14 protein-coding genes and 2 pseudogenes are annotated in these 14,588 nt (G+C 71.6%); 11 read left to right on the plus strand and 5 right to left on the minus strand.

Translation table 11 applies throughout. The annotated features are described in order from the left end of the window. Window positions 1-2 precede the first annotated feature (2 nt). Window positions 3-269 carry a DUF397 domain-containing protein gene (locus tag RNL97_RS03700; RefSeq protein WP_078652117.1) on the plus strand — a complete coding sequence of 89 codons (267 nt, stop codon included), beginning with the start codon at window positions 3-5 and terminating at the stop codon, window positions 267-269. Here the strand turns inward: RNL97_RS03700 and RNL97_RS03705 are convergent. Continuing rightward, window positions 262-1,422 carry an 8-amino-7-oxononanoate synthase gene (locus RNL97_RS03705; RefSeq protein ID WP_243313319.1) on the minus strand — a complete coding sequence of 387 codons (1,161 nt, stop codon included), beginning with the start codon at window positions 1,420-1,422 and terminating at the stop codon, window positions 262-264. The genes RNL97_RS03700 and RNL97_RS03705 overlap by 8 nt on opposite strands. Window positions 1,423-1,570: 148 nt before the next feature. Between RNL97_RS03705 and bioB the strand changes: the two genes are divergently transcribed. From bioB to bioD, 3 genes are read left to right on the plus strand one after another with little or no spacing between them, the layout of a single operon-like run. Beyond that, complete coding sequence (gene bioB, locus RNL97_RS03710) at window positions 1,571-2,839, plus strand: biotin synthase BioB (protein ID WP_313750368.1); 1,269 nt, start codon at window positions 1,571-1,573, stop codon at window positions 2,837-2,839. Beyond that, the gene (locus tag RNL97_RS03715; RefSeq protein ID WP_030588499.1) at window positions 2,832-4,193 is read left to right on the plus strand and encodes an adenosylmethionine--8-amino-7-oxononanoate transaminase; all 1,362 of its coding nucleotides are present in this window, start codon (window positions 2,832-2,834) and stop codon (window positions 4,191-4,193) included. The genes bioB and RNL97_RS03715 overlap by 8 nt, the downstream gene beginning before the upstream one ends. Before the next feature lie 6 nt (window positions 4,194-4,199). Then, complete coding sequence (gene bioD, locus RNL97_RS03720; RefSeq protein WP_030588497.1) at window positions 4,200-4,898, plus strand: dethiobiotin synthase; 699 nt, start codon at window positions 4,200-4,202, stop codon at window positions 4,896-4,898. A 285-nt stretch (window positions 4,899-5,183) separates the two neighbouring features. Here bioD and RNL97_RS03725 read toward each other — a convergent pair whose 3' ends face one another. Then, the gene (locus tag RNL97_RS03725; RefSeq protein WP_030588494.1) at window positions 5,184-6,584 is read right to left on the minus strand and encodes an NAD(P)-binding domain-containing protein; all 1,401 of its coding nucleotides are present in this window, start codon (window positions 6,582-6,584) and stop codon (window positions 5,184-5,186) included. A gap of 108 nt (window positions 6,585-6,692) precedes the next feature. Between RNL97_RS03725 and RNL97_RS03730 the strand changes: the two genes are divergently transcribed. From RNL97_RS03730 to RNL97_RS03740, 3 genes are all read left to right on the plus strand, one after another. Next, a complete protein-coding gene (locus RNL97_RS03730) occupies window positions 6,693-6,899 on the plus strand; it encodes a hypothetical protein (protein WP_313750369.1) in 207 nt (68 codons plus the stop codon). 366 nt (window positions 6,900-7,265) lie between these two features. Next, entirely contained in the window at window positions 7,266-7,640 is a 375-nt protein-coding gene (locus tag RNL97_RS03735; protein ID WP_030588490.1) for an ArsR/SmtB family transcription factor, read from the plus strand. A 49-nt stretch (window positions 7,641-7,689) separates the two neighbouring features. Further along, on the plus strand, window positions 7,690-8,175 hold the full coding sequence (locus RNL97_RS03740; RefSeq protein WP_313751603.1) for a GNAT family N-acetyltransferase: 486 nt from the start codon (window positions 7,690-7,692) through the stop codon (window positions 8,173-8,175). Window positions 8,176-8,235: 60 nt separating this feature from the next. On the opposite strand, the pseudogene RNL97_RS03745 reads toward RNL97_RS03740, so the two are convergent. The 3 genes and pseudogenes from RNL97_RS03745 to RNL97_RS03755 all read right to left on the minus strand — a co-directional run. Next, window positions 8,236-8,771 (minus strand): annotated as a pseudogene (locus RNL97_RS03745) (FAD-dependent oxidoreductase); the annotation flags it as partial. After that, a complete protein-coding gene (gene arsB / locus RNL97_RS03750; RefSeq protein WP_313750370.1) occupies window positions 8,768-9,880 on the minus strand; it encodes an ACR3 family arsenite efflux transporter in 1,113 nt (370 codons plus the stop codon). The gene arsB and the pseudogene RNL97_RS03745, both read right to left, overlap by 4 nt. Next, on the minus strand, window positions 9,877-10,185 hold the full coding sequence (locus RNL97_RS03755; protein WP_313750371.1) for an ArsR/SmtB family transcription factor: 309 nt from the start codon (window positions 10,183-10,185) through the stop codon (window positions 9,877-9,879). The genes arsB and RNL97_RS03755 overlap by 4 nt, the downstream gene beginning before the upstream one ends. 95 nt (window positions 10,186-10,280) lie before the next feature. Between RNL97_RS03755 and RNL97_RS03760 the strand changes: the two genes are divergently transcribed. The 4 genes and pseudogenes from RNL97_RS03760 (at window position 10,281) to RNL97_RS03775 (ending at window position 14,569) form a co-directional block, all read left to right on the plus strand. Beyond that, on the plus strand, window positions 10,281-10,703 hold the full coding sequence (locus RNL97_RS03760) for an arsenate reductase ArsC (protein ID WP_313750372.1): 423 nt from the start codon (window positions 10,281-10,283) through the stop codon (window positions 10,701-10,703). Further along, a pseudogene (locus RNL97_RS03765) lies at window positions 10,700-11,045 on the plus strand (NAD(P)/FAD-dependent oxidoreductase); the annotation flags it as partial. The gene RNL97_RS03760 and the pseudogene RNL97_RS03765, both read left to right, overlap by 4 nt. A 356-nt stretch (window positions 11,046-11,401) precedes the next feature. Next, window positions 11,402-11,842, plus strand: a complete 441-nt coding sequence (locus RNL97_RS03770) for a hypothetical protein (protein ID WP_030588471.1) — start codon at window positions 11,402-11,404, stop codon at window positions 11,840-11,842. Window positions 11,843-11,851: 9 nt separating this feature from the next. Continuing rightward, window positions 11,852-14,569, plus strand: coding sequence for an ATP-binding protein (locus RNL97_RS03775; RefSeq protein ID WP_313750373.1), 2,718 nt, complete (start codon window positions 11,852-11,854; stop codon window positions 14,567-14,569). The last annotated feature ends 19 nt before the right edge of the window (window positions 14,570-14,588 follow it).

A 14,588-nucleotide genomic window follows, 5' to 3' on the forward strand; every position in this document is an offset into this window, starting at 1 on the left:
CCATGTCAGACCGACACGCACTGCCCGACGCACCGCCGCCATCGATGCCACCGCCGTCCACGGCGCCGTCCGCCCCGCGGTGGCGGCGCAGCAGCCGGTCGACCGGGATGAACAACTGCGTGGAGACCGCGCGGCTTCGCGGCGCACTCCTGGCCGTACGCGACTCGAAGGACGTGGACCGGCCGCCGCTGCGGTTCTCGGCGGCGGCCTGGACCGCCTTCGTGGACGGGCTCGGCCCGCGCGGAACCGGTCCACAGCACATCAGCTGACGCCGACGTCCGCCTGCCGGGGAGCGGTGGCGGCGATCGTGGCCACCGCGGTCGTGATCTGCTCCTCGGTCAGGTCGGCGCGCGCGGTCAGCCGCAGCCGGGAGATGCCGTCCGGGACCGACGGCGGGCGGAAGCAGCCCACCGCCATGCCGGCCGTGCGGCAGTCGGCCGCCCAGCGCACCGCCGCGTCCGCCGAAGGCGCCCGGACGGAGACGACGGCCGCGTCGGGCCGGACCGCCTCCAGCCCGGCGGCGGTGAGCCGCGTGTACAGCGCGGTGGCCACCTCCCGGGCGCGGGCGGCCCGTTCGGGCTCCCGGCGCAGCACCCCGAGGGCGCCGAGCGCGCCGCCGACGGCCGCCGGGGCGAGCCCGGTGTCGAAGATGAACGTACGGGCCGTGTTGACCAGGTGGTCGATGACCCGGGCGGGCCCCAGGACCGCTCCGCCCTGGCTGCCCAGCGACTTGGACAGGGTGAGGGTGGCCACGATCCCTTCGCCGCCCGCCAGTCCGGCCCCCGCGAGCGCTCCTCGTCCGCCCTCGCCCAGGACGCCGAGGCCGTGGGCGTCGTCGACCAGCAGGGCGGCGTTCGCGGAGCGGCAGACCCCGGCCAGGGCCGGAAGCGGGGCGGCGTCCCCGTCGACGGAGAAGACCGAGTCGGTGACCGCGAGGGCCCGGCCGTCCTGTGCCCCGAGGGCCTTGGCGACCGCGTCCGGGTCGGCGTGGGGGACGACGGCGGTCTCGGCACGGGAGAGCCGGCAGCCGTCCACGATCGAGGCGTGGTTGCCCGCGTCGGAGACGATGAGCGAGCCGCGCCCGGACAGCGCGGTGAGCGCGGCGAGGTTGGCCGCGTACCCGGAGGAGAGCACGAGCGCCGCCTCGAAACCGCAGAACGCGGCCAGCTCCCGTTCGAGTTCGGCGTGCAGGGCGGTGGAGCCGGTGACCAGCCGGGAGCCGGTGGCCCCCGCTCCCCAGCGGCGGGCGGCGTCGGCCGCGGCGGCGGTGGCCTCCGGGTGCCGGGTGAGGCCCAGGTAGTCGTTGCTCGCGAGGTCCAGCAGCTTTGGCTCGGCGTCGCGCGGACGCAGCGTGCGTACGAGTCCGGCGGCAGCCCGGTGGCGGGCCTCGGCGTCGATCCAGTCGAACGGGGCGAAGGACATGGGGCGGGTCCCTGTCTTTGTAGGCAGCCCACAGACCCTAGCCGGGTGCGCAGCAGGTCAGGGTGTGGCAATACACACACCCCCGCCCGGCTCTCCTGTCTGGTTCCTCCTTGGCTGGAGGCGGTGCCGTAGGCCAGGATCGTCTTTCATGGACCTGCTGAACACGCTGGTGGACAAGGGGCTGCGGCGCGAACTGCCGACCCGCGAAGAAGCGCTCGCCGTACTGGCGACCTCCGACGACGAGCTGCTCGACGTGGTTGCCGCCGCCGGGAAGGTGCGCCGTCAGTGGTTCGGGCGACGCGTCAAGCTCAACTATCTGGTCAACCTCAAGTCCGGGCTCTGCCCCGAGGACTGCTCCTACTGCTCGCAGCGGCTCGGCTCGAAGGCCGGAATCCTCAAGTACACCTGGCTGAAGCCGGAGGAGGCGTCCAGGGCCGCCGCCGCCGGGGTCGCGGGCGGCGCGAAGCGGGTCTGTCTGGTGGCGAGCGGACGCGGCCCCACGGACCGGGACGTGGACCGGGTCACCAAGACCATCGAGGCCATCAAGGAGGAGAACGAGGGCATCGAGGTCTGCGCCTGCCTCGGCCTGCTCTCCGACGGCCAGGCCGACCGGCTGCGTTCGGCGGGCGCCGACGCGTACAACCACAACCTGAACACGTCCGAGGAGACGTACGGGGCGATCACCACCACCCACACGTACGCGGACCGGGTGGAGACCGTGCAGCAGGCCCAGGCAGCCGGGCTCTCGGCGTGTTCCGGGCTGATCGCCGGAATGGGCGAGAGCGACAAGGACCTGGTCGACGTGGTGTTCGCGCTGCGCGACCTGGACCCGGACTCGGTGCCGGTGAACTTCCTGATCCCGTTCGAGGGCACGCCGCTCGCCAAGGAGTGGAACCTCACCCCGCAGCGCTGCCTGCGCATTCTGGCGATGGTCCGGTTCGTCTGCCCGGACGTCGAGGTGCGGCTCGCGGGCGGCCGTGAGGTGCATCTGCGCTCGATGCAGCCGCTGGCGCTGCACCTCGTCAACTCGATCTTCCTGGGCGACTATCTGACGAGTGAGGGCCAGGCCGGTCAGGCCGACCTGGACATGATCGCGGACGCCGGTTTCGAGGTGGAGGGCGCGGGCACGACGACGCTGCCGCGCCACCGGGCGGACGCGCTGGCCGGCGGCTGCGGTACGTCGGCGGAGCCGGCCGGGTGCGGAACGCAGGAGTCCGCGGGCTGCGGTTCGCACGGGGACGGCAGCGGCTGCGGACCGTGCGGTGGCCACGGGGCGCAGGAGCGGGAACCGGTGGCGGTCGCCCGCACGGACGCCGACGTTCCGGCCGGGCGTACGGAGGCGAACGGCGCGCCGCGTACGGATCTGGTGGCGGTGCGCCGGCGCGGCGCGGGGACGGATCTCGCCCCCAATGCCTGAGCCGTACGCCCCCGCGCTCCCCCGGCCCGCCGCGCACTCCCGGTCCGCCGCGCCGAAGCCGTACGCCCCCGACGAACTGCGGGCGCTCGACCGCGCGCACGTCTGGCACCCGTACGGTCCGATGCCGGGCCGCCAGGAGCCGCTGATCGTGGAGTCGGCCTCCGGGGTACGGCTCCGGCTCGCCGAACCCGTCGAGGGGCGGCGCGAGTTGGTGGACGGCATGTCGTCCTGGTGGTCGGCGGTGCACGGCTACAACCACCCGGTCCTCAACGAGGCAGCACGCGGCCAGCTGGACCGGATGAGCCATGTGATGTTCGGCGGGCTCACCCACGAGCCCGCCGTCCGGCTGGCGACCCGGCTGGTGGAGATCACCCCCGAGCCGCTCCAGCACGTCTTCCTGGCCGACTCCGGTTCGGTGTCGGTCGAGGTCGCGGTCAAGATGTGCCTGCAGTACTGGCGTTCGGCGGGCCGTCCGGAGAAGCGGCGGCTGCTGACCTGGCGCGGGGGCTACCACGGGGACACCTGGCAGCCGATGTCCGTGTGCGACCCGGAGGGCGGGATGCACGAGCTGTGGTCGGGCTCCCTTCCCCGGCAGGTCTTCGCCGAGGCCCCGCCGGACGGTTTCGACGCGGAGCCGGATTCCGGGTACGTCACGCATCTGCGGGAGGTGATCGCCGCGCACGCGGAGGAGTTGGCGGCGGTCATCGTGGAGCCGGTCGTGCAGGGGGCCGGCGGGATGCGGTTCCACTCCCCCGCCTATCTGCGGGTGCTGCGCGAGGCGTGCGACGAGCACGACGTACTGCTGGTCCTCGACGAGATCGCGACCGGTTTCGGGCGTACGGGCAAGCTGTTCGCCGCCGGGCATGCCGGGATCTCGCCGGATGTCATGTGCGTCGGGAAGGCGTTGACCGGCGGCTATCTCACGATGGCGGCGACGCTGTGCACCACCCGGGTGGCCGAGGGCATCTCCAGCGGAGAGGTGCCGGTACTGGCGCACGGGCCGACGTTCATGGGCAACCCGCTGGCCGCCTCGGTGGCCTCGGCCTCGGTGGACCTGCTGCTCGGGCAGGACTGGGAGGGCGAGGTTGCGCGGATCGGCGCGGGGCTGCGCTCCGGGCTCGCTCCCGCCGCGGACCTCGCCGGCGTGGTGGACGTACGCGTCCTCGGGGCGATCGGGGTCGTCCAGCTCGACCACGAGGTGGACATGGCGGCGGCGACCCGCGCGGCCGTGCGTGAGGGCGTGTGGCTGCGGCCGTTCCGCGATCTCGTCTACACGATGCCGCCGTACGTCACGGGCGACGAGGACGTGGCCCGGATCTGCCGGGCCGTGTGCGCCGTGGCACGGGAGGGCTGAAGCGATATGTCGGCGATTCTGGTGGTGTCCGGTACGGGCACGGAGATCGGCAAGACCGTGGTGACCGCCGCGGTGGCGGCCGCCGCGCGGGGACGCCGGGTCGCGGTCCTCAAACCCGCGCAGACCGGGCTCGCGCCCGGGGAGCCGGGTGACGCGGCCGAGGTCGCCCGCCTGGCGGGAAGCCATGTGACGGCGGTCGAACTGGCCCGGTTCCCGGAGCCGTTGGCCCCGGCCACGGCCGCCCGGCGGGCAGGTCTTGTCCCCGTGCGGCCGTTCGAGGTCGCCGAGGCGGCTCAGAAGCTGGCCACCGAGCACGATCTCGTGCTGGTGGAGGGTGCGGGCGGGCTGCTCGTGCGGTTCGACGACGAGGGCGGCACCCTCGCGGACGCGGCCCGGCTGCTGTCCGCGCCGGTGCTGGTGGTGGCCCCCGCGGGGCTGGGCACGCTGAACGCCACCGCGTTGACGGCCGAGGCGCTGCGGAGCCGGGGGCTTGGCTGCCGGGGTGTGGTGATCGGCAGCATGCCGGCGGAGCCGGACCTCGCGTCCCGGTGCAACATCGAGGACCTGCCGGTGGCGGCCGGTGCGCCGCTGCTGGGCGCGGTACCGGCCGGTGCGGGTGCCCTGCCGGGAGCGGACTTCGCGGCGGGCGCGGCGCGGTGGCTCGCTCCGGAGCTGGGCGGGAGCTGGGCGCCGGGACGGCACTGAGGCCCCGGACCGGACGTCCGGGGGCTATCCGGAGGCGTTCCGGGGGAGAATCGTCGGCCCGGCCCTGGTGCCGGAGGACAGGGCGGTCACCGGCACCAGGGGCCGGGCCGTACTCCAGGAGACCCGGACCTGTCCCCCGCACCCATAGGGCGCGGTCTGGCCCCGACCTTGTCCGCCACAAGCCGGGCCGAGGGGTCTGCTCGGAGCGTACGAACTCGGGCGGGGCCGAGCCGGGGCCCTCCTCGGTCAGCAGATGGACCAGTTCCTCGGGGGTACCCAGGTTGGTCAAGAGCTGCAGCAGCCGCCTGCCGGGGCCTCTTCGGCAGCCGCCCCGACCGCAGCGGGGGCGCCGAGCTGGACGAGCTGCGGGTTGGGCACGCAGCAGCCGTTGTCGGGTTCCTTGGTGTCGGAGGTGTCGAAAAGGCCGGCGCCGCCGCAGACTCCTGTCTCGGGGAGGGTGAGTTCCACGCGGTCAGCGGAGGCGAGGTCGCCGGCGATCGCGGCGGCTACCGAGCGGACCTGCTCGTAGCCGGTCATCGCCAGAAACGTCGGGGCGCGGCCGTAGGACTTCATCCCGACCAGGTACACACCGGGTTCGGGGTGGGCGAGTTCGCGGTGGCCGTGCGGGTAGACGGTGCCGCAGGAGTGCTGGTTGGGGTCGATCAGCGGCGCGAGCCCGACCGGGGCCTGGAGGCGCTCGTCAAGGCCCAGGCGCAACTCGCCGAGGAAGGACAGGTCGGGGCGGAAGCCGGTCAGCACGATCATCTCGTCGACAGCGTCCAGGCGGCGCCCGTCCTCACCGACGAGGACCAGGCGGCCGTCGGCGTCGCGCTCGACCGCTTCGGTGCGAAAGCCGGTCACGGCGTCCGCGTGGCCGTCGTTGACGGCGGCCTTCGCCGCCAGGCCCAGGGCGCCGCGGGCGGGCAGCTGGTCGGCTTCGCCGCCGCCGAAGGTGGAGCCGGAGATGCCCCGCCGCAGGATCCATACGCCCTTCGTGCCCCTGCCGTCCTTGGACTTGGCGAGGTCGGCCAGGTAGGCGAGTGCGGTGAACGCGGAGGCGCCGGATCCGATCACGGCGGTGCGCGTGCCCGCGTAGCGGGAGCGGATGGCGGGGTCCTTCAGGTCCGGGACGCGGTAGGTGATCCGGCCGGTCGCCGCACGCTCGCCCAGGGCGGCCAGGCCGCTGCCGCCGGCCGGGCTGGGCGTGGCCCACGTGCCGGAAGCGTCGATGACGGAGCGGGCGGAGACGCGCTCCTCGCGGCCGTCGGCGTGGGTGAGGTGCACGACGAAGGGCTGCTGCTCACGGTCGGCGTCGACGATGCGGTCGCGGCCGGCGCGCGAGACGCCGGTGACCGTCGCACCGAGGCGGACCCGGTCGCCAAGGACGTCGGCGAGCGGCTGCAGGTACTGCTCGGCCCAGTCGCCGCCGGAGGGCCAGGTGGCCGGGTCGGGACGGGTCCACCCGGTGGGAGCGAGGAGCTTCTCGGCAACCGGGTCGACGACCTCGCCCCAGGTGGAGAACAGCCGCACGTGCGCCCACTCGCGCACCGCGGCGCCGGCCTTCCGGCCGGCTTCCAGGACCAGGGGCTCGATGCCCTGGTCGAGCAGGTGGGCGGCGGCGGCCAGGCCGACGGGGCCGGCTCCGATCACGACGACGGGCAGCTCGGGGGTGGCGGGCGCGTTCACGGCGACTCCTTGCGTGGTTCGACATCTGTCGATGGCTTGCGTGGATCAGCATGACACCCATATTGACGAACGTCAACATAGACATGCATCGAATCTAGGCGTTGGTTCATGGAGCACACCGACGTCGCCGTCATCGGTGCCGGCCGGTCCGGACTCGCCACCGCCCCCGCGCTGCTGTGCCGCGGGCTGCGGCCGGTGGCGCTGGAGGCGTCCGACCGTACGGCCGCATCGCGGACGCGCGACTACGACAGCCTCACCTGGCGCGCCCGCCGGCGCAGCCCGCCCTCGACGACGGCCGCTACCGTGCCGCCCTGACCGCCGGACGACCCGACCGGCGACCGCTGCCCACCGGCGCCGACGGGACCGAGCTCATCCGGCCGGACGGACAGCGGGAGGAGGTCGACGCGGTCATGCTCGCCACCGGCTACCGCCCCGGCCTGTCCTACCTCACCGACTCCGGCGGCGCCCTGGACGCCGACGGGAGCCCCCGGCACCGCGAGGGCCTGGCTCCCGAGGCGCCGGGCCGCCGTTCGTCAGGCCGGAATGGCAGCGCAGCCTCTCGTCGAACTCACTGCGCGGTGTTGGCCGGACGCGGAGCGGATCGCCCGGCGCGTGGCTGCCCGCCTCGTATGCCTGTGCCAACCCGCCCGAGGCTGGTTCGACGTGTGCCAACATAGACGCATGTCGAATGCGAAGGTGCTGCCGCTGCTCGAACCCGCCGATGGCCAGGGTGTGGCGCCGTGCTGCCCGCCGCTGGCAGAGCGCCCCATGAGCGCCGCCGAGGCCGAAACCGCGGCGCGGATGTTCAAGGCGCTCGGCGACCCGGTGCGGCTGCGGCTCTTCTCCGCCGTCGCCTCGCACGAGGGCGGGGAGGCGTGCGTGTGCGACATCTCCGACGTCGGCGTCTCCCAGCCCACCGTCTCTCACCACCTGAAGAAGCTCAAGGAGGCCGGTCTGCTCACCTCCGAGCGGCGCGGCACCTGGGTGTACTACCGGGTCGAGCCCTCGGTGCTCGCCGCGATGGGCCAGTTGCTGGCCATGCCGGCCGCGGACTGACGACCGGACGAACAGAAGGGCGGGTGCGGTGAGCGGGGCGCTGAGTGCGATGGTCGTGTCACTGGCGGCGGAGAACGCCGAGCAGGTGCTGGCGATCTACCAGGCCGGGGTCGACGAAGGGAACGCCACCTTCGAGACCACCGCCCCGGCGTGGGAAGCGTTCGATGCGGCGAAGCTGCCCGCGCACCGCTTCGCCGCCGTCGACGGGAACGGGAAGGTGCTGGGGTGGGTCGCGGCGAGCCGGGTTTCGGACCGGTGCTCGTACGCGGGGGTGGTCGAGCACTCCGTCTACGTCCACCCCGCAGCCCGCGGTCGCGGCGTCGCTTCCACCCTTCTCGAGGCGCTGATCAAATCGACAGAGCAGGCCGGGATCTGGACCATCCAGTCAGGGGTCTTCCCCGAGAACACCGCCAGCCTCGCCGTGCATGAGCGGGCCGGTTTCCGGGTCATCGGCACGCGGGAGCGGATCGGGCGCCATCACGGCGTCTGGCGTGATGTCGTCCTTCTCGAGCGCCGCAGCCCGGCCATCGCCTGACCGTCAGCTCAGCTGTGCGATCTCGCGTGCGGCATCACGGGCGGGGCGACCGACACCGATGAGTGTGGCTGACGCCGGGCCGGTCCAGTCTCCCCCGCCGACCACGATGACGTGCTGGTCGGCGAAGTCGGCCGGGGAGCGGTAGTTCACCGTGTGGAGCTGTCGCCCGACGAAGATGTCGCGGCCGGGGACGGCGGGAAGGAAGGGCCGTGTCCAGGTGCCGGTGGCGCTGATGACCGCCCGGGCTCGCCAGGTGCCCGCGTCGGCCTCGACCAGGAGCCTCGCGCCGTCGCGGCGCACGCGCGGGTGTCATGCTGGACCGGCAGGTCGTAGCGCTTCTCGCAGTCGGTGAGGTAGTCCACCACGTGCCCGGCTTCCGGGTACGTCCCGCCCCGCCGGGCGGGCATGAGCCGCCCGGGCAGCGAGGAACAGGCGGCCGGGAGAACAGGCGCAGCGAGTCCCACATGCCAGGACCCGCCCGACGTCGACTCCGCGTCCAGGATGACGGAGTCGAGGCCGCGCCGACGCAGGTGGTACCCGGCGGCGAGACCCGACTGGCCGCCGCCGAGCACCACCACATCCATGTGCTGCGTCACGGGGCCGTCGTCACCGCACCGGGGGCGAACCTCTTGCGCCAGGCGAGCGCGACGTAGACCAGGCCGATCAGCACCGGGACTTCGATGAGCGGGCCGACGACTCCGGACAAGGCCTGGCCGGAGGTGACGCCGAAGGTGGCGATGGCGACCGCAATGGCCAGCTCGAAGTTGTTGCCGGCTGCGGTGAACGAAAGCGTCGTGGTGCGGTCGTACGCCAGGCCCAGGCCCTTGCCGAGCAGGAACGTGCCGAAGAACATGACGGCGAAGTAGACCAGCAGCGGCAGCGCGATCCGGACGACGTCCAACGGCTGCGAGGTGATGGTCTTCCCTTGCAGGGCGAAGAGGATGACGATGGTGAACAGCAGCCCGTACAGGGCCCAGGGGCCGATCTTCGGCAGGAACCTGGCCTCGTAATTCTCGCGGCCCATCTTCTGCTCGCCGATGCGGCGGGTGAGGAACCCGGCCAGCAGCGGGATGCCGAGGAAGATGACGACGTTCAGCGCGATGTGCCAGACGGACACATCGAGGCCCTGGCCGTCGCCGAGGTTCATCCACCGGGGCAACAGGTCGAGGTAGAACCAGCCCAGCAGGCCGAACGCGAACACCTGGAACACCGAGTTCAGTGCGACGAGGACGGCGGCGGCCTCGCGGTCGCCGCAGGCGAGGTCGTTCCAGATGATGACCATGGCGATGCAGCGGGCCAGGCCGACGATGATCAGACCGGTGCGGTACTCGGGCAGGTCCGGCAGGAAGATCCACGCCAGGGCGAACATCACCGCCGGGCCGATGATCCAGTTGATGACCAGCGAGGAGACCAGCAGCTTGCGGTCACCGGTCACGCGGTCGAGGCGGTCGTAGCGGACCTTCGCCAGGACCGGGTACATCATGACCAGCAGGCCGAGCGCGATCGGCAGGGAGATCCCGCCGATCTCGATCTTCGCGAGCGCATCGTTCATCCCCGGGACCAGACGGCCCAGGCCCAGGCCCACGGCCATGGCGAGCAGGATCCACACCGCGAGGTATCGGTCGAGGGTGGAGAGCTTCTTGACGATCGAGTCGTCCCCGCCGCCGGCCGGAGCGGGGGCGGTGGTGGGCTCAGTGAAGGTCACGGGCAGGCCCTCTTGTTCTCGGCGGCGGTGCGGGCGGAGGCGGCCAGCGCGGCGAACTGCTCGGAGAGTCCGGCCAGGACCTCGGGCTTGAGCTTGTAGTAGGTGAAGCGGCCGCAGGGCTCGGTATCCACGATCCCGGCCTCGCGCAGCACTTTCATGTGGTTGGACAGGTTGGTCTGCTTGGCTCCGGTCTCCTCGACCAGGTGCGTCGTGCACAGCGTCTCGCGCGCCAGCAGGGTCACGATCTGAAGGCGGAGCGGATCGCCCAGCACCCGGATCACATCAGGATCGACTGAAGTCAGCATGGACTGATACTTTCACATCACCGCCCGCTGATACCAGCGGGGGCTGAAGTCATTGGCGGCCGGGTTCCGCCATGCGACGAGAGAGAACGATCATCATGACCGACAAGCCGTCCGTCCTGTTCGTCTGCGTCCACAACGCCGGCCGCTCCCAGATGGCCGCCGCGTGGCTGACCCACCTGGCCGGCGACCGGGTGGAGGTCCGCTCCGCCGGCTCCAACCCGGGCGATCAGGTCAATCCGGCCGCCGTCGAGGCCATGGCTGAGGTCGGCATCGACATCTCCGAGGAGACGCCGAAGATCCTGACCGTCGACGCGGTCCGCGAGTCGGACGTCTGCATCACCATGGGCTGCGGCGACACCTGCCCCGTCTTCCCCGGCAAGCGGTACCTGGACTGGAAGCTGGAGGATCCGGCCGGCCAGGGCGTCGAGGCCGTACGACCGATCCGCGACGAGATCAAGATCCTCGTCGAGGGCCTGATCGCCGACATCGCCCCCACCACGCAGGGGGTGACGACGTGAGCGAGATACGCAAGGTCGTCATCATCAGCTCCGGCCCCGCCGGCTACACCGCCGCCCTGTACACCGCCCGGGCCCACCTCGGGCCCCTGCTCCTCGGCAGCAGCATCTTCGTCGGCGGACCCCTGACGACGACGACCGAGGTCGAGAACTTCCCCCGCTTCCCCGAGGGCGTCGACGGCCCGGACCTCATGGAGAACATGCGGGCCCAGGCCGAGAGTTCGGCGCCGAACTGAACGACGACGACACCGTCGAAGCCGACCTCACCGGTGACCTCAAGCTCCTCACCGACTCCGCGAGTGCCGTCCACCGCACGCCAGGACGGTGATCATCGCCACCGGCTCCGGCTAGCGGGGACGGGGCCCACGGCCGGGTGAGGCCAACACCGGAGAGCAGCACCCGACCGGCAATGCGAGGAGAGTCGCAGGCGAGCGCCGCCGCGCCGCCCGGGAGACGCCCCCCACCACGGCCGGCTCGCGCAGTCATTCATCTCATGGAACACCTCACCGATCCAGGACGCGCCACCTGTGACAGGACCGCTGGTGACCACGTCGGCGGGGGGGGGGCCGACGTGTGGCGGCGCGGGCACGAGCGCACCGGGTGCGGAGCAGGCCCCTTCTGCGGTTCTGCGGACTCGCACATATGTGCCGTGGGGTCGAACTAGGCTGAGGTCCCTATCTGCTGGATGCGGGGGGAATGCCATGTTGGTCGAAGGGCTCATCGCTGTTGCGGCTGCCGGAGGTAGCGCGGTGGTGCAGGCGGCGGGAACGGACGCGTGGAACGGGATCCGGGGCGGCCTTGCCCGCCTCTTCGGCCGTGGCGAGCCCGGACGCGAGCAGGCCGAGCTGGAGCGCCTGGACCAGACGAGGTCAGTGCTTGAGGCAGCCGGCGATGGTGAGGAGTCGCACCGGGTGCAGATCGCGCAGGTTGCGCGGTGGCAGACGCGTCTGGAGACGCTTCTGGAAGAGCTGCCTGCCGCGGAGCAGCAGTTGGTGGTGGCCGAGTTGCGGGCGCTGGTAGCCCAGGCCGAGGCCGCCAAGCCGGTGGAGACCGCACATAACGACTTCAGTCAGGCCTCGTTCACGAATAGTCAGGTGCTGGGCAGCGGGACGATGACGGTCACGAACAACTACGACAAGTAGGACACGGCTGTGGGGGGCAAGAACAGCGCCAAACACAAGGGCAAGAAGAGCGGGAAGCCTCAGCAAAGCCGGGCGCGGGCGGCTGAGGCAGCGGGGAACGATTTTCGCAGTGCGGATTTCACGAGCAGTTACGTGCTCGGGCACGGCACCATGAACACCTACCTGCAGCAGTACGCGCCCGTGCCCACGGCGCTGGACGCGCTGCCGCAGCCGCCCGTCGGGTTCACCGGCCGTGAGGACGACTTGGCGCACATCCTCGGCGTGCTGGATCCCGATCGTTCTGGCGAAGGGCCCGCAGTGGCCGTGCTGTCGGGCTGGGGCGGCGTCGGGAAGACCACCCTCGCCTGCACCGCAGGGCATGCCGCGCAGAGACGGGGCTGGTTCACCGGTGTGCTGCTGGTCGACCTTCGCGGTTACGACCGCCAGCCGGCGCAGGCCGAGGAGGCACTCGAGGCGCTCCTGCGGTCGCTCGGTGTGCCGCACGAGCACCTTCCGCCGCCGGGAGCGGGGCGGGAAGCGCTGTACCGGTCCCAGCTCAATGCGCGGCAGGAAAAGGGGCAGCGACTGCTGGTGGTGGCCGACAACGCCTCGGCGGTCGCTCAGGTGCAGCCGCTGATGCCGCCCGGTCATCACGGCATGCTCGTCACGTCCCGGCACCGCCTCACCGGGCTGGGCCGTATGCGGACGGTCAACCGCCTCCAGCCGGAAGACGCCGTGACCCTGCTCGAGGCAGCCCTGAGGAACAACGATCCGGACGACCCGCGGATCGGGGAGGACCCGAAAGCTGCCGAGCGGCTGGCATCAGCGTGTGGCTATCTGCCGCTGGCCCTGCAGATCACCGCGGCCCTGCTGGCCCAGGACCCCGAGCAGCCGCTGTCCGAACGCGCCGACGCCCTCGGCGGCGCGGAAGGCATCCTGGACGGCCTGGACGACGGTGAACGCAGCCTGCGGACCACGTTCGACCAGTCCCTGGAACGTCTCACCCCGCAAGAGCGGGATCTGTTCCGCTTGCTCGCTCTCAATCCCGGCCCCGACATCTCCACCCCCGCTGCGGCCGTCCTGGCCGACCAGCCCCGGCCGGCCACCGAACGGCTCCTCGCGCGGCTCGCCGCCAGCCACCTCATCGAACGAACCGCGACGGCCCGTGGCAGGTGGCAGATGCATGACCTCCTGCGCGCCTACGCCAACGAACAGGCCACGGCCGCCATGGACCGCGGCCGCGCCCCGCGCCGCCGCTACGACCAGGCACACGACCGGCTCATCCACCACTACGTCCAGCACGCCGAAGCAGCCAACACCCATCTCGCCCCTCCTGGCAGTCCTGTCTCCGCCCGGTTCACCGATCGGGACCAGGCGCTGGACTGGTTCGACGCCGAACGCGAAAATCTCATGGCCACCGCCCACACGAGCCCCCAAGCCGCCTTGCAGTTGAGCTCCGCACTCGGCGCCTACCTGAAATGGCGACGCCACCTCCGAGACAACGTCGTAGTCAACGCTCTCGCGCTCGACGCCTGCACCAAGCTCAACAACACCCGGAACAAGGCCACGGTCTGGAACAACCTCGGTGGCGCGCTCCTTGAGTTCCGACGTTTCGAGGACGCCGTGCACGCTCTCGAAACCGCCCGCGACCTCTACCAGCAGGCCGGCAACACCAAACGCGAAGCCACCGCCTGGAACAACCTCGGCGGTGCGCTCCAGGAACTACGCCGCTTCGACGACGCCCTCCACGCTCTGGAAACCGCGCGCGACCTCTACCAGCAGACCCGCGACACCAACGGCGTAGCCGATGCCTGGAACAACCTCGGCACCGCGCTCCAGGAACTACGCCGCTTCGACGACGCCCTCCACGCTCTCGAAACCGCGCGCGACCTCTACCAGCAGACCGGCGACACCCACGGCGAAGCCGGTGCATGGGACAACCTCGGCAACGCCTATGGGGACCTGCGCCGCTTCGAGGACGCCCTCCACGCTCGGGAAACCGCGCGCGACCTCTACCAGCAGGCCGGTGACACCCACGGCGAAGCCGATGCCTGGAACAACCTCGGCACCGCGCTCCAGAAACTACGCCGCTTCGACGACGCCCTCCACGCCCACCAAACCGCCCGCCACCTCCACCAACAGACCGACAACACCCAAGGCGAAGCCGATGCCTGGAACAACCTCGGCACCGCGCTCCAGGAACTACGCCGCTTCGACGACGCCCTCCACGCCCACCAAACCGCCCGCCACCTCCACCAACAGACCGACAACACCCAAGGCGAAGCCACCGCCTGGAACAACCTCGGCACCGCGCTCCAGGAACTACGCCGCTTCGACGACGCCCTCCACGCTCTGGAAACCGCGCGCGACCTCTACCAGCGAACCGGCGACACCCAAGGCGAAGCCATCGCCTGGAACAACCTCGGCACCACGTACCGGGGCCTGGGCCGCGCTGATGAGGCTGTCGTAGCGGGGAAGCAGGCTGCTGCGATGCTGGCCACGACGAGAGACTGGTTCCGCGCGGGAGAGGCGTGGGGCGAGCTGGCAACCACATTGGCCGCCGCCGGTGCGGATACGGTTCACGTGCGTGAGGCATGGGAGCAGTCCGCCCAGGCGTACACCCAGGCAGGCGCAAATGAGGAAGCAACCGCTTCCCAAGAGCACGCCAACAGCCCAAAGATCACGGAAGCGCAGCCGCCCGCAGGTACGGACCAGCCTGAAATGGACGTGGCTTCGGAGTCTGGTTGAACCGCGTCAAGCCGGTCTG

Origin of the sequence: Streptomyces parvus (assembly GCF_032121415.1) — a bacterium.
Classification (GTDB): Bacteria; Actinomycetota; Actinomycetes; order Streptomycetales; family Streptomycetaceae; genus Streptomyces; species Streptomyces globisporus_A.

Bases quoted from the DNA above. Each gene is read 5' to 3' on its own strand.
- RNL97_RS03700 (WP_078652117.1), top strand. From the start codon at position 3: ATGTCAGACCGACACGCACTGCCCGACGCACCGCCGCCATCGATGCCA.
- RNL97_RS03705 (WP_243313319.1), bottom strand. From the start codon at position 1,422: ATGTCCTTCGCCCCGTTCGACTGGATCGACGCCGAGGCCCGCCACCGG.
- bioB (WP_313750368.1), top strand. From the start codon at position 1,571: ATGGACCTGCTGAACACGCTGGTGGACAAGGGGCTGCGGCGCGAACTG.
- RNL97_RS03715 (WP_030588499.1), top strand. From the start codon at position 2,832: ATGCCTGAGCCGTACGCCCCCGCGCTCCCCCGGCCCGCCGCGCACTCC.
- bioD (WP_030588497.1), top strand. From the start codon at position 4,200: ATGTCGGCGATTCTGGTGGTGTCCGGTACGGGCACGGAGATCGGCAAG.
- RNL97_RS03730 (WP_313750369.1), top strand. From the start codon at position 6,693: ATGGAGCACACCGACGTCGCCGTCATCGGTGCCGGCCGGTCCGGACTC.
- RNL97_RS03735 (WP_030588490.1), top strand. From the start codon at position 7,266: ATGTCGAATGCGAAGGTGCTGCCGCTGCTCGAACCCGCCGATGGCCAG.
- RNL97_RS03740 (WP_313751603.1), top strand. From the start codon at position 7,690: ATGGTCGTGTCACTGGCGGCGGAGAACGCCGAGCAGGTGCTGGCGATC.
- RNL97_RS03755 (WP_313750371.1), bottom strand. From the start codon at position 10,185: ATGCTGACTTCAGTCGATCCTGATGTGATCCGGGTGCTGGGCGATCCG.
- RNL97_RS03760 (WP_313750372.1), top strand. From the start codon at position 10,281: ATGACCGACAAGCCGTCCGTCCTGTTCGTCTGCGTCCACAACGCCGGC.
- RNL97_RS03770 (WP_030588471.1), top strand. From the start codon at position 11,402: ATGTTGGTCGAAGGGCTCATCGCTGTTGCGGCTGCCGGAGGTAGCGCG.